The following is a 12,984-nucleotide window of genomic DNA, read 5'->3' on the forward strand; positions in this document are numbered from 1 at the left end:
TCCCCGAACAAGATCCTCCGTTTGGCCTGTCACTTCCGGGTCGACCTTCTCGCCCGGACCCCAACAAGAGGGGTTGCAGACATGGGCGATCAAGCCGGCAGAAGACAGTCGGGTCCCCGGTGCATAGCGCTGGTGGGCCCGTTCCAGAGCGGCAAGACCACCTTGCTGGAAGCGGTGCTGGAGCGAACCGGCGCCATCGCGAGAATGGGTTCCACCGAGACGGGCACGACGGTTTCGGATTCCAGCGTGGAATCCCGCCAGTTCAAGATGAGTGTCGAGGCCGGGTTCGCCACGACCGCCTTCATGGGCGACGACTACACCTTCGTCGATTGCCCGGGTTCCATCGACTTCGTCCATGAGATGCGGGCGGTCTGTCCGGCGATCGACGCCGCCATCGTTGTCTGCGAGGCCGACGAGAAGAAGGTTCCGGCCCTCGGCCTGATCCTGCGCGAACTCGAGGAGCGCGGCATTCCGCGCATCATCTTCATCAACAAGATCGACAAGGCCAGCCGCCGCCTGCGCGAGACGCTCGAACTGCTGCGGCCCGCCTCCCGGGTTCCAATGCTGCTCCGTCAGATCCCGATCTGGTCGAACGGCATCGTCTCCGGCTTCGTCGACCTCGCACTCGAACGGGCCTTCATCTACCGCGAGCATGCCGCATCCGAGGTCATCCCGCTGCACGGTGCCGACCTCGAGAGGGAGAAGGAAGCCCGCTTCACCATGCTCGAGACGCTGGCCGACCATGACGATGAGCTGATGGAATCGCTGCTCTCGGACCTCGAACCGCCGCGCGACCGCATCTTCGACGACCTCGGCCGGGAACTTGCCGCCGGTCTCGTCGTGCCCGTCCTTTTCGGGTCCGCGCTGCAGACCCACGGTGTCCTGCGGCTCCTCAAGACACTCCGCCATGACGTGCCGCCGGTCGCAGCCGCCGCTGCCCGTCTGGGCGTTCCCCCGGGCGAGACCGTGGCACAGGTGATGAAGACCATCCATACCGGCCACGGAGGCAAGCTCTCGGTCGCCCGGCTCCTGTCCGGAACACTTGCCGAAGGGGCCGTTCTGACCGGAGCAGCCGGCATCGCGGAGCGGACATCCGGGCTGTTTCGGCTCTTCGGCCCGGGCGTCGAGAAACGGCGCGATGCGCAGGCCGGCGAAACGGTGGCGCTCGGCAAGCTCGATCATGTCGCGACCGGCGAGGCGATCACCACCGCCCGCACCGCGACCATGCCGCTGGCGACCATCACGGCACCACCGCCGGTCCTGTCGGTGGCGCTGTCGGCACGCGACCGCAAGGACGATGTCCGCCTCGGCCTCGCGCTCGGCAAGCTCTGCGACGAGGATCCCTCACTCACGGTCACCCTTGGGGGGGACACCGGAGACATCGTCCTGGCGGGGCAGGGGGAGATGCAGCTGCGCATCGCCGTCGCCAAGCTGGCGAACCGCCACGGCGTGCAGGTCGACCAGGGGCGCCCGGCGATCGGCTATCGCGAAACGATCAAGAGGGCGGTCACGGGCGTGCGCGGACGCCACCGCAAGCAGTCCGGCGGGCACGGCCAGTTCGGCGACGTGGTGATTGCAGTGAAGCCCCTGCCGCGCGGCAGCGGCTTTGTGTTCGACGAGACGATCGCCGGTGGCGTGGTGCCGAGGCACTATGTCCCGGCCGTGCGGGAGGGCGTGGCGGAGGGCCTGCGCAAGGGGCCGCTCGGGTTCCCGGTGGTCGACATCGCCGTGACCCTGACCGACGGCAGCTTTCATACCGTCGACAGTTCCGACATGGCGTTTCAGCAGGCGGGGCGGATCGCTATCCAGGAGGCGCTCGGGGCCTGCCACCCGGTGCTGCTGGAACCGATCCAACGTGTCGCGGTGGCGGTCCCCTCGGATGCCACGGCGCGGATCAACGCCATCGTCTCGGCCCGCCGCGGCCAGATTCTCGGCTTCGATACCCGCGACCATTGGCCCGGCTGGGACATCGTCTCCGTGTTGCTGCCGGAAGCGGAGGTCGGCGACCTCATCATCGAGATTCGCTCGGCGACCGCCGGCGTCGGCTCGTTCACCGCAGCTTTTGATCACCTTGCGGAACTGACCGGCCGTGAAGCGGAGCGGATCGTCAAGGCACGCGCGGCCTGACTGCGTCACCGCGTGCCAAAAAAAGGGCCGGGCTCGATGAGCCCGGCCTTATGAGTTTCGGCTTCCGATGAAGAACACCTGGAAGCCGCCTTCCAGAGGGGAACGCCGACAGCGACGCGAGGGTCACAGGGAGGAAGTGACCCGAAAAATGCTATCGACCAGCCGAAGATGGCGTGTTCGTGTGCAGCGCACAACCGGAATGGGCGCATGGCTGGATTTCACTTGCCGCACGCCTCGGCAGCGTGCCCGCAATTTGAGCAAAAGCGGCCATAGCCGATTTCACCTCGATCCTCACTGAAACGGTGGAGGACTGATCGCCGCGAGCCCTTCCGTGTGGATAAGAATGACGTCGCGATTGCGGCACGATGACGAATCCAAGATCGGTTGGCGGGTCAGTAGGCAGCGCCGCCATCCTGCGTTAGGGTCTGGGTCAGAGATCGATTCGAACAGTCGAATCAAAAGCTTGCAGGTGGCTCTCGCAGCCGGTTGCCAGTCGGTCTCGGGTTCAGTTGAGTCCCGTCGCGTCTGTCCGACAACCGAGCGAACCGCACGGGGGCGGAATGTCCTTGACCGATATCGAAAGCACCGACCGCCAGGTCAATCCTGTCGACCTGGTGGAGAACCTCGCCTCCCTGAACGAATGGTCCTTCGACCGTTCCGGGGATGACGAGATCACGTTGTCCGTCACCGGCCGCTGGTCCGACTATCACGCCTCCTTCACCTGGATGGACGATATCGAATCGCTCCATCTGGCCTGTGCCTTCGACCTGAAGGTTCCCGACCGTCGCCGGTCCGAGGTCAAGGAACTGGTTCAGCTCATCAACGAGCAGCTCTGGCTTGGTCACTTCGACCTCTGGCCGCAGGAAGGCGTGGTCATGTTCCGCCACGCCCTGCTTCTGGCCGGCGGCGCGGAGGCCTCTGGGCGGCAATGCGAGGCGCAGCTCGACGCGGCGATGGAGGCCTGCGACCGCTACTATCAGGCCTTCCAGTTCGTCGTCTGGGCTGGAAAGTCGGCGCGCGAGGCCATGGACTCCGCCCTGTTCGAGACGGCCGGCGAGGCGTGACAGCGGCCTCCCGGGCGGCTATCGGTGGGCTCTGTCGAGCCCCGAGGACGCCATGACCGACCCCGCCGCCGCCTCCCGTTCCCTTGCCGCTTTCACCGGTCACGTCGTGCTGGTCGGTGCCGGACAGATGGGTGGCGCCCTTCTGCGAGGATGGCTCGGCCACGGGCTGCCGCCGGCGCGCATCACCGTCATCGATCCGCGCCCGCCCGCCAATGTCCAGGCCATCATCGACGGCAGCGGCATCGCCCTCGATCCCCTCGACCCCGCCGTCGCCGATGTGCTGATCCTGGCCGTCAAGCCGCAGATCGCCGATGACGTCATGCCGCTGGTGCGTCACGTCGTCGGCCCGCGCACGGTCATCGTCTCCGTCATGGCCGGCAAGACCATCGCCCGGCTGGAGGAGGTCTTCGGTCGGGGCACGGCCGTCGTCCGCACCATTCCCAATACGCCGGCTGCGGTCGGCCGCGGCATCACCGGTGCGGCCGCCAACGACCATGTCACGACGGCGCAGCGCGCCTCCGTCGAAACGCTTCTGGCCGCCGTCGGCCGGGTCGAATGGCTGATGCGCGAGGACTGGATCGACATCGTCACAGCCGTTTCCGGTTCCGGGCCGGCCTATGTCTTCCTCCTCGCCGAGGCCATGGCCCGGGCCGGCGCCGCCGCGGGCCTGCCGGCCGAGCTCGCTTCACGCTTCGCCCGCGCCACCGTCGAGGGCGCCGGCGAATTGATGTTCCGCTCACCCGACACCGAGCCGGCGACGCTCCGGCAGAACGTCACCTCGCCCAACGGCACGACCCATGCGGCTCTGCAGGTGCTGATGGGAGCGAAGGGCATCGACGCCGCCTTCGTCGAGGCCATCGCGGCTGCGACGAAACGCTCGCGGGAACTGGCGGGCTGACGCCGACGACCTATCTGTGTCTCAGGGCATTCCATCGAGGGAGACGGCCATGACCGACACGACCGGAACCGACGTCACGAAAGACCGCCACGGTGCAATCGTCGCAGCCTTCATGGGCCTGCTGGCCGAACGTGACTTCGACGCCGTGACCCTGGCCGACATCGCCGATCGCTCCGGCCTGTCGCTCGGCGAGATCCGCGCCGGCTTCGATACGCGCTTCTCCATCATCGAGGCCTTCGTCGCCGGGATCGACAGGGCGGTGCTCGACGGAATCGACGCCGATCTCGCCGACCAGGACACCAAGGAGCGGCTGTTCGACGTGCTGATGCGCCGGCTCGATCTCCTGACCCCCCACAAGGCGGCGATCCGCAACCTGTCGCACGCCGCCATGCGCGATCCGGCGCTGGCGCTCGCCCTCAACGGCGTGGCCCGGCGCTCGCAGCGCTGGATGCTGGCCGCCGCCGGCGTCGAGGTGCCGGGAGCGGGCGGCATGATCCGCGCCCAGGGGCTGGCCATCGCCTTCGCCAAGGTGGTGCAGGCCTGGCTCGACGACGAGGACCCGGCACTGGCGCGCACCATGCGCGTCCTCGACGAGGAACTCGTCAAGGCGGGCCGGGCCGCGAAGACGCTGAAGTCCATCGAGCAGCTGACGGCGCCGCTGAAGAGCCTCCTCTGCGCGCCGCTGTCCTGGCGCCGCGGCTCGTCTTCCAGGAGCCGGCCGAACGAGGATCGCGACGACCGGGACAGGGGCTGGCGCGGCGACGATTTCCGCGATCCGAAGGTCACGCCGGTCTGAGGATGTCTTGACGTCCCGCATGAATGGGCGAGAAAGGCCGGGTCCGTCCCGGCCTTTTTCGTCGCGAGAGCCCCATGTCGCCGACCCAGTCCAGCCCGCCCATCGGTTTTGACGATTTCATGAAGGTCGACATCCGGGTCGGCGAGATCGTCGCGGCGGAACCCTTTCCTGAGGCGCGAAAGCCCGCGATCAAGCTGGTGATCGATTTCGGCGAGGGGATCGGCCGCAAGAAATCCTCCGCCCAGATCACGCGGCACTATCAGCCCGAGGCCCTGATCGGTCGCCAGGTGCTGGCGGTAGTGAACTTCCCGCCGCGGCAGATCGGCAAATTCATGTCGGAGGTGCTGACCCTTGGGGTGCCGGATGCCGACGGCGAGGTCGTCCTGATCGGCCCGGGCCATGACGTGCCGCGCGGCGGCCGGCTGTTCTGATTGTCCCCAGAACGGTGATGGCCGGGACGAGCCCGGCCATCGCATCCTGTCGGCAGATACCGCGGCTCAGGCCGCTGCGGCCTTCGGCGTCACCTCGGCCGTGTAGTCCTCCATGATGGTCTTGGACATGTTGCCGGGCGTGTAGAAGTAGGGGCCGATCTCGGAGACCGGGGTCACTTCGGCCGCGGTGCCGGTGATGAAGCACTCGTTGAAGCTGGACAGCTCCTCCGGCATGATTCGCCGCTCGATCACCTCGAAGCCGCGCTTCCGGCACAGGTCGATGACGGTGCGCCGCGTGATGCCGTCGAGGAAGCAGTCGGCGAGCGGCGTGTGCACCTGGCCGTCCTTGATGAAGAAGACGTTGGCGCCGGTGCATTCGGCGACGCGGCCCTGCCAGTCGAACATCAGGGCGTCAGCGTAGCCCTTCTTCTCCGCCCGGTGCTTGGAGATGGTGCAGATCATGTAGAGGCCGGCCGCCTTCGACGTCGACGGCGCCGTCGCCGGATCCGGGCGGCGGTAATCGGCGATGTCGAGGCGGATGCCCTTCATCTTGGTCGCCGGGTCGAAATAGCTCGGCCATTCCCAGGTGGCGATGGCGAGATGGATCGTGTTGTGCTGGGCCGAGACGCCCATCATCTCCGAACCGCGCCAGGCGATCGGGCGCACATAGGCGTCGGTCTGGCCGTTGGCCTTCAGCGTCGCCATCTTGGCGGCGTCGATCTCGGCGACCGAGAAGGGAATCTCGAAGTCGAGGAGTTCGGCCGACTGGCGCAGCCGGGCCGAGTGCTCGGTGCACTTGTAGATCGCGCCGCCATAGGCCCTCTCGCCCTCGAAGACCGCCGAGGCATAGTGCAGACCGTGGGTGAGCACGTGGACCTGCGCGTCGCGCCAGGGGACGAGCTTGCCGTCCATCCAGATAAATCCATCGCGGTCGTGGAACGGGACCAGAGACATGTCTTCCTCCTGTACTCTCCGGGCTTCTCGGGCGTCCACATCGCGGTTTTGCGAAGTGGGCCGGGTCCGGCTAACCTTGTCATGCGGGAAGCGGCGCTGAGCGGCGATTCCCGACGGGGTGAGCAGCCTTTGGGTACGATCGTTTCGTGAATGCGGGCAGATGAGTAACAATCGGCATCGAATATGTCAACATGGCTGACATAAATGTCTCACCGGCCCAGCGCCGCCCCAGTTCCGGCACCGCGATGACCGGAACAGAACCGGCTGGTCGCGATCCTGCCTATGAGCTCATCGAACTGATGTTCTTCGCCTATCGCGACTTCGTCGGCGATCCCGACCATGTGCTGGAGCGCTACCAGTTCGGCCGCGCCCATCACCGCGTGCTGCATTTCGTCTTCCGACACCCCGAGATCCGGGTGGCCGATCTGCTCGACATCCTCAAGATCACCAAGCAGAGTCTCGCGCGGGTCCTGAAGGAGCTGATCGATCAGGGTTTCATCCTCCAGAAGGAAGGGCAGGTCGACCGCCGCCAGCGCCTGCTGGCCGTGACCGACAAGGGCAAGGCGCTCGCTCTCGAGCTCGCCAAGCTGCAAACCGAACGCTTTGCCCGTGCCATCGCCCAGTCGGGCACGACGCGCGACCAGGCGGTGCGCTTCCTCTATGCGATGATCGATCCGGAGCGGCGCGAGGATGTGACGCGGATGATCACCCAGGCCGATCGCGCCTTGCGCGGCAAGGAGCGTTGAGGTCATGTCGACCGTGCCGACCATGCCGAAGCCCCCCGCCGACGACGCGCCGCATCTGCTGATCGTCGACGACGACCGCGTGATCCGCCAGACGCTCGCGCGCTACCTGACGAATAACGGCTATCGGATCACCACGGCGAACAACGCCGCCGCGGCCCGCAAGAAACTCGACGGGCTGACCTTCGACCTCCTCATCCTCGACGTGATGATGCCCGGCGAGACCGGCTTCGAACTGGCCAAGGCCATCCGGGGCGGCAAGGCGGGTCCGTCCAGTGACGTGTCGATTCTCATGCTGACCGCGCGTGCAGACCTGTCGGACCGGCTGACCGGTCTCGAGATCGGCGCCGACGACTATCTGCCCAAGCCCTTCGAGCCACGCGAACTGCTGCTGCGCATCGGTGGCATTCTCCGCCGGGCCATGAGCGCGCCGCAGCCGATCGTCGAGGCGGTGAAGTTCGGCGACTTCCATTTCCACATCGCCCGGCTGGAGCTCAGGAAGGGTGACGAGGTGGTTCGCCTGACCGATCGCGAGAAGGACATGCTCAAGGTTCTCGCGGTGAAGCCCGGGGAGACCGTGCCGCGCTACGACCTCGCGGCCCCCGGTGGCGACATCAACGAGCGCACGGTTGACGTCCAGGTCAACCGCCTGCGCCGCAAGATCGAGGTCGATCCGGCCAATCCGCTGCATCTGCAGACCGTCCGGGGCATCGGCTACCGACTGATCGCCACGCCCTGATTGCGCTGCTGAAACAGTCGCTGGCATCGGCGATCTAGCCCGGAAACACGCCTGTGGCCAGTTACCGTCCACCACGATCGAGGGGGATGGTTTCATGACGATGGATTCGGACGGCTGGAGCACGGGGCCTCAGGATGGAGGCGGCGCGGTCGACGATGCGACGACCGAGCATGTCGGCTTTCTCGAAAGGCTGTGGCAGTCGATCACCGGCATTCTGATCGGCCTCGGCCTGATCGCCGCCACGATCTGGGGCATTTTCTGGAATGAGGGACGGGCGATCGGGACCACCCGGGCCCTGAACGAAGGCGCTGGCGTGACCCTGACCGTGGCGCCGACCCGCGTCGATCCGGCCAACGAGGGCAAGCTCGTCCATGTCGCTGGCGATCTGCGCGCCGGTGGCAGGCTCACCGACGGTGATTTCCAGATTACCACCGAGGCGGTGCGCCTCGTCCGCAAGGTCGAGATGTACCAGTGGAAAGAAGAGCAGCGGACCGAGACGCGCAGCAATGCCGGCGGCTCCCAGACCCGCACCACCACCTATGACTACACCCGGGTCTGGTCGGATCGTCCCATCGATTCGAGCCGGTTCCGCCGCCAGGACGGCCATGCAAACCCGGCCATGACGGTGACCGGGCGAAGCCAGACGGCCGGCAACGCGACCCTCGGCGCTTTCCGTGCCGACAGCCGTGTCATCGGCCTGTTCGGCTCGTCCACCGAGCGCCGCCTCGAGATCACCGAGGGGCAGCTGCGGGCCTTCCAGTCGCGTTTCGGCGGTCAGGCCCGCCTGAACGACGGCGGTGTCTATGTCGGCTACGACGTCGGCAACCCTGTGGTCGGCGACGTCCGCATCTCCTACACGGTCCTGCCGGAAGGCCCGGCGACGGTGGTCGCCCGCCAGGTCGGTCAGGGGTTCGGTCCCTATCAGGCATCGAACGGCCGCGAGGTCTTCCTCGGCGAGACCGGCACGAAGACGGCCCAGGAACTCTATGCCCACGCGCATGAATCCAACAGCATGCTGACATGGATCCTGCGGGTTGTGGTGCTGATCGCCATGTGGATGGGTTTCAACATGATCCTGCGGCCCTTCGTCGTGCTTGCCGACGTCATTCCGCTCTTCGGATCGGCCATGGCTGCCGGAGCCGGGATCGTCGCCCTGGCCCTGACGCTGGTGGTCGCTCTGCCGACCTTCGCCATCGCCTGGTTCTGGCACCGTCCCATCATGTCGATCATCCTGATCGTCGTCGGGGTCGCCGGCGCCTATGGCCTGAAGCTCCTCGGCGAGCGCCGTCGGGCGGCGGCGCCCCCGGCAGGTGGGCAGGCCATCGGCGGCCAGCCTGGCGCACCGCAACAGCAGGGCGGCTTCCTCAATGTCCCGCCGGGCCTCAAACCGGGGCAGGGCGGCTGACCAGCTGTGCCTTAAAAACGAACGCCCGGTCCTTGCGGCCGGGCGTTTGTCTTTCTCGAACCGGTGGGATCGGTCAGGGGATCAGGATGATCGACCCCGTCGTCTTCCGGCCGGCCAGGTCCTTGTGCGCCTTGGCGGCATCCTTGAGCGCATATTCCTTCGGCTTCTGGATCGTCACCGTGCCGTTGGTCACCGCCTCGAAGACATCCTTGGCGTTGGCGAGGAGCTCCTTGCGGGTGGCGATGTAATGGTAGAGGCCGGGCCGCGTCAGGCTCGCAGACTTCGCCGACAGCGCCGCTGGCGAGACGGGGTCGGGGACGCCGGAGGCGGTGCCGAACAGGACGAGGTGGCCGCGCACGGCGAGGCATTCGAGGGATTTCAGGAACGTGTCCTTGCCGACGCCGTCATAGACGACCTGGACTCCCTTGCCGCCGGTGATCTCCATCACGCGGGCGACGAAATCCTCCTCCGTATAGATGATCGGGAACTTGCAGCCGTTCTTCTTGGCGAGGGCCGCCTTCTCCGCACTCGACGTCGTGCCGATGACGGTCGCGCCGAGAGCTTTCGCCCACTGGCAGAGCCAGAGCCCCATGCCGCCTGCCGCGGCATGGATGAGCACCGTATCGCCCTTCTTGACCGGATGCGTCTCCTTCAGGAGATAGCGCGCCGTCATTCCCTGCAGCATGATCGCGGCGGCGGTCTTGTCGTCGATCGTTTTCGGCAGCTTGACGAGCTGCGTCGCCGGAATCATCCGCTTCTCGGCATAGGCGCCGGGTGGGCCGCCGGCATAGGCGACCCGGTCGCCGAAAGCGACTTCGGTGACGCCGGCCCCGATGGCCTCGACCACGCCGGCCGCTTCCATGCCGATGCCGTGCGGCATGGACGGCAGCTTGTAGAGGCCGCTGCGAAAATAGACGTCGATGAAGTTCACGCCGATGGCGGTCTGCCGGATATAGGCCTCGCCGGGACCGGGCGGCTTCACCAGCACGTCCTCATAGACCAACGCATCCGGTCCGCCGGTCTTGTGGATGCGGATCGCCTTCACCATGTCGCCAGTCCCTCTTTCATGCCGGGCCGAATCCCCGCGGTCCTGGATCTTGCCGACCCGACGCGCGGTTGCCGTGTTTCGATCCGTTGTAATGCGTTCCAACCTCTTCCGTCACCTGTCATTCTTGCCGGCGAAGGGTCCTGCGCGCCGATCGGCGCGGCGACACGTTGTCCCCCCGGTTCTCTTGGGAACGGCTCTTGCGAGAGTTCGGCAAGGAGCCGCCATGCTGTCCCGTCGCGAAACGATCCTGTCGTCCCTGAAGGCCGCCACCGCGCTGGGCCTCGCCGCTTCGTCCCCATTGGGGACTCTGCTTGCCGGCAACGCCTTTGCGCAGCCGACCTCGCCGGTGGCAGGACTGCCTTATGGCGCGGCGGTGCGCGACGGGCCGCTTGATCAGGAAGCCGATTACCGCGCCGCCCTGGTCCGCCATTGCAGCCAGATTGTCGGGGAGGGTGGCCTGAAATGGTATGACCTCCGACCGACGCGCGAGCAGTTCGTCTATACGGCGCCGGACAAGCATATCGCCTTCGCGACCGCCCACGGCATGTCGCTGCGCGGCCACACGCTCGTCTGGTACGGGGCCATGCCCGACTGGACCAAGTCCATCGCCTCGGCCTCCGAGGCCGAGAGGCTGCTTGTCGGCCATATCGAGGCGGTGATGGGGCGCTATCGCGGGCGCATCAAGAGCTGGGACGTCGTCAACGAGGCGATCCCCGATGATCCCGCGAGTCGTTCCGACATCCGCCCGTCGATCTGGCAGCAGCGTCTGGGTGAAAGCCACATCGCGCTGGCCCTGCGCACCGCGGCGCGCGTCGACCCGGCCGCCCAGCTCGTCATCAACGAATATGACATCGAGTTCGTCGGCGCGCGGTTCCGCCGCAAGCGCGAGGCCTTCCTGCGGCTCATCCGCGACCTTAAGCTGCGCAATGTGCCGCTTCATGCCGTCGGCCTGCAGGGGCACCTGCGCGGCGAGCTCGCCATCGACAAGGAAGGGCTCTCCGCCTTCATCGCCGAATGCCGGGCCATGGGCCTCGCCGTGCTGGTCACCGAACTCGACGTCATCGACGACAAGCTGCCCGGCCCCCCGGAGGTCCGTGACATCCTCGTCGCGTCGCGCGTCTACGATTTCCTGGATGCGATCCGCGTCGCCGCGCCGCTCGATTCGCTCCTCACCTGGGGCATTACCGACAAGCACACCTGGGTACCGATCTATTTCAAGCGCACCGATGGCTTCATCAACCGCCCGTTGCCGCTCGACGCCGCCTATCAGCCGAAGCCGATGATGCAGGTCATCGCCCATTTCCTGCGGGATCGTCGCTGATGCTGATCCGCCAGACCTCCACCTACATGGTGGCCCACGGGACCTCGTCGGCCCTCGGCTTCCTGTCGGTGATCCTCTTCACGCGGCTGCTGACGCCGGCAGAATACGGCGTCTATGTCGTGGCGCTGTCGGTGGCCGGCATCGTCTCGGCGCTGCTTTTCACCTGGGTCAGGCTGTCGGTCCTGCGCTTCGAATCGGAGGGCGAGGCGACGGATATCCGCCTGACGGCCCTCGTCGCCTATGGCGTCTCGGCCGCGACGCTTCCCGTGGCCCTCGGCGTCACCGTCTGGGCACTGGCCGTCCCGCTCGACAAGGCGCTGGCGGCGATCGTGCTCGCGGCGGCGCTCGGCCTGTTCGAACTGGGCCAGGAAATCCTCCGGGCGCGGCTGGATTCGACCTCCTACATGCGGGCGACGGTGGTCCGCGCCTTCGCCGCCATCGGCATCTCCTTCGCGCTGGTGCAGGCGGGCTGGGGTGGTCTCGGTCTCGTCGCGGGCGTCGCCGGCGCCTATGTGATCGGTGCCCTGGCCTTTTCTCCGGCCATCTGGAGGGGCCCGCGCAAGCCCGTCGATCCCGTTACCTTCCGCGCCATGCTCGGTTTCGGCGTGCCGATGGCGATGTCAGGTGGTGTCTTCGCGCTCCACTCGGCCCTCGACCGGCTTCTCGTCGCCTATCTCCTTGGCGATGCGGCCGCGGGCGTCTATGGCGCGTCCGCCGATCTCGTCCGCCAGATCATCCTGTTTCCGGCGCTGTCAGTCGGATCGGCGGTGGTTCCGCTCGCCATCCGGGCGCTGGCCGAGGAGGGTAAAGCGGCTGCCGACGCCCATCTCACCCGTAGCGGCGAGCTCCTTCTCGCCGTCGTCGCGCCCGCCGTTGTCGGCCTGGCGATCGTCGCGCCGCATTTCGCCGCGCTCGTTCTCGGCCCGGAATTTCGCGACACCGCCGCCGTCCTGGTCCCGATCCTGGTCTTCGCCTGGCTGTTCCATGCCGTGTCGCAGCAATTCGTGCAGATCAGCTTCCACCTCGCCAAGAAGCCCTCGCTCATGGTGGCGCACGGCACTGCGATCCTCATCGTCAATGTCGTCGCCATGACCCTTCTCGTGCCGTCCTTCGGCCTGAAGGGCGCGGCATGGTCGCTCGTCATCGCCGAAGCCTCCGGGGTCGTCGCCGGCTACCTGCTGTCGCGCCGCGCCCATCCGCTGCCCTTCGCCTGGCGACCGATCCTCAAGGTCGTGGCGGCGGTGCTGATCATGGCGGTCCCGACCGCGTTCGTCGGGGGAAGCGGGGCGACCGGCGACGTCGCGACCTTCGCAGCCGCCGTCGTGACGGGCGTCCTCGCCTATGCCGCGGCGGCCTTCGCTTTCGATATCGCCGGCGTGCGCTCGCTGGTCATGCAGCGTATCCGCCCGGGCAGCGCCCTGACCTGACCGGCGCTGTTCACGGCAGAGCAAGGCGGCG

12 protein-coding genes are annotated in these 12,984 nt (G+C 67.0%); 10 read left to right on the forward strand and 2 right to left on the reverse strand.

Annotated elements, in window-relative coordinates:
* Positions 1–81: 81 nt before the first annotated feature.
* The 5 genes from Q8O26_RS10295 to Q8O26_RS10315 all read left to right on the forward strand — a co-directional run bounded on the left by Q8O26_RS10295 (position 82) and on the right by Q8O26_RS10315 (position 5,316).
* Positions 82–2,127, forward strand: coding sequence for an elongation factor G (locus Q8O26_RS10295; RefSeq protein WP_305575425.1), 2,046 nt, complete (start codon positions 82–84; stop codon positions 2,125–2,127).
* Between the two features lie 560 nt (positions 2,128–2,687).
* The gene (locus Q8O26_RS10300) at positions 2,688–3,191 is read left to right on the forward strand and encodes a YbjN domain-containing protein (protein WP_305575426.1); all 504 of its coding nucleotides are present in this window, start codon (positions 2,688–2,690) and stop codon (positions 3,189–3,191) included.
* 52 nt (positions 3,192–3,243) lie between these two features.
* Positions 3,244–4,089 carry a pyrroline-5-carboxylate reductase gene (gene proC / locus Q8O26_RS10305; protein WP_305575427.1) on the forward strand — a complete coding sequence of 282 codons (846 nt, stop codon included), beginning with the start codon at positions 3,244–3,246 and terminating at the stop codon, positions 4,087–4,089.
* Positions 4,090–4,138: 49 nt separating this feature from the next.
* Positions 4,139–4,885, forward strand: a complete 747-nt coding sequence (locus Q8O26_RS10310) for a TetR/AcrR family transcriptional regulator (RefSeq protein WP_305575428.1) — start codon at positions 4,139–4,141, stop codon at positions 4,883–4,885.
* A 74-nt stretch (positions 4,886–4,959) separates the two neighbouring features.
* Positions 4,960–5,316: a tRNA-binding protein gene (locus Q8O26_RS10315; RefSeq protein ID WP_305575429.1), complete on the forward strand. Its 357-nt coding sequence runs from the start codon at positions 4,960–4,962 to the stop codon at positions 5,314–5,316.
* A 66-nt stretch (positions 5,317–5,382) separates the two neighbouring features.
* Here the strand turns inward: Q8O26_RS10315 and Q8O26_RS10320 are convergent, their stop codons facing one another.
* The gene (locus Q8O26_RS10320; protein ID WP_305575430.1) at positions 5,383–6,270 is read right to left on the reverse strand and encodes a branched-chain amino acid aminotransferase; all 888 of its coding nucleotides are present in this window, start codon (positions 6,268–6,270) and stop codon (positions 5,383–5,385) included.
* Between the two features lie 191 nt (positions 6,271–6,461).
* On the opposite strand from Q8O26_RS10320, the gene Q8O26_RS10325 reads away from it, so the two are divergent.
* The 3 genes from Q8O26_RS10325 (at position 6,462) to Q8O26_RS10335 (ending at position 9,157) form a co-directional block, all read left to right on the forward strand.
* On the forward strand, positions 6,462–7,016 hold the full coding sequence (locus Q8O26_RS10325; RefSeq protein ID WP_305575431.1) for a MarR family winged helix-turn-helix transcriptional regulator: 555 nt from the start codon (positions 6,462–6,464) through the stop codon (positions 7,014–7,016).
* Positions 7,017–7,020: 4 nt separating this feature from the next.
* On the forward strand, positions 7,021–7,752 hold the full coding sequence (locus tag Q8O26_RS10330; protein WP_305575432.1) for a response regulator: 732 nt from the start codon (positions 7,021–7,023) through the stop codon (positions 7,750–7,752).
* A gap of 94 nt (positions 7,753–7,846) precedes the next feature.
* Complete coding sequence (locus tag Q8O26_RS10335) at positions 7,847–9,157, forward strand: TMEM43 family protein (protein ID WP_305575433.1); 1,311 nt, start codon at positions 7,847–7,849, stop codon at positions 9,155–9,157.
* 73 nt (positions 9,158–9,230) lie between these two features.
* On the opposite strand, the gene Q8O26_RS10340 is transcribed toward Q8O26_RS10335, so the two are convergent.
* Positions 9,231–10,205: a quinone oxidoreductase gene (locus Q8O26_RS10340; protein WP_305575434.1), complete on the reverse strand. Its 975-nt coding sequence runs from the start codon at positions 10,203–10,205 to the stop codon at positions 9,231–9,233.
* 223 nt (positions 10,206–10,428) lie between these two features.
* Between Q8O26_RS10340 and Q8O26_RS10345 the strand changes: the two genes are divergently transcribed.
* Positions 10,429–11,526 (forward strand): endo-1,4-beta-xylanase, encoded by a 1,098-nt coding sequence (locus tag Q8O26_RS10345; protein WP_305575435.1) that lies wholly within the window; start codon positions 10,429–10,431, stop codon positions 11,524–11,526.
* Positions 11,526–12,953 carry a lipopolysaccharide biosynthesis protein gene (locus tag Q8O26_RS10350; RefSeq protein ID WP_305575436.1) on the forward strand — a complete coding sequence of 476 codons (1,428 nt, stop codon included), beginning with the start codon at positions 11,526–11,528 and terminating at the stop codon, positions 12,951–12,953. The genes Q8O26_RS10345 and Q8O26_RS10350 overlap by 1 nt, the downstream gene beginning before the upstream one ends.
* Positions 12,954–12,984 lie beyond the last annotated feature (31 nt).

It is taken from the genome of Phreatobacter sp. (assembly GCF_030691135.1).
GTDB lineage: Bacteria > Pseudomonadota > Alphaproteobacteria > Rhizobiales > Phreatobacteraceae > Phreatobacter.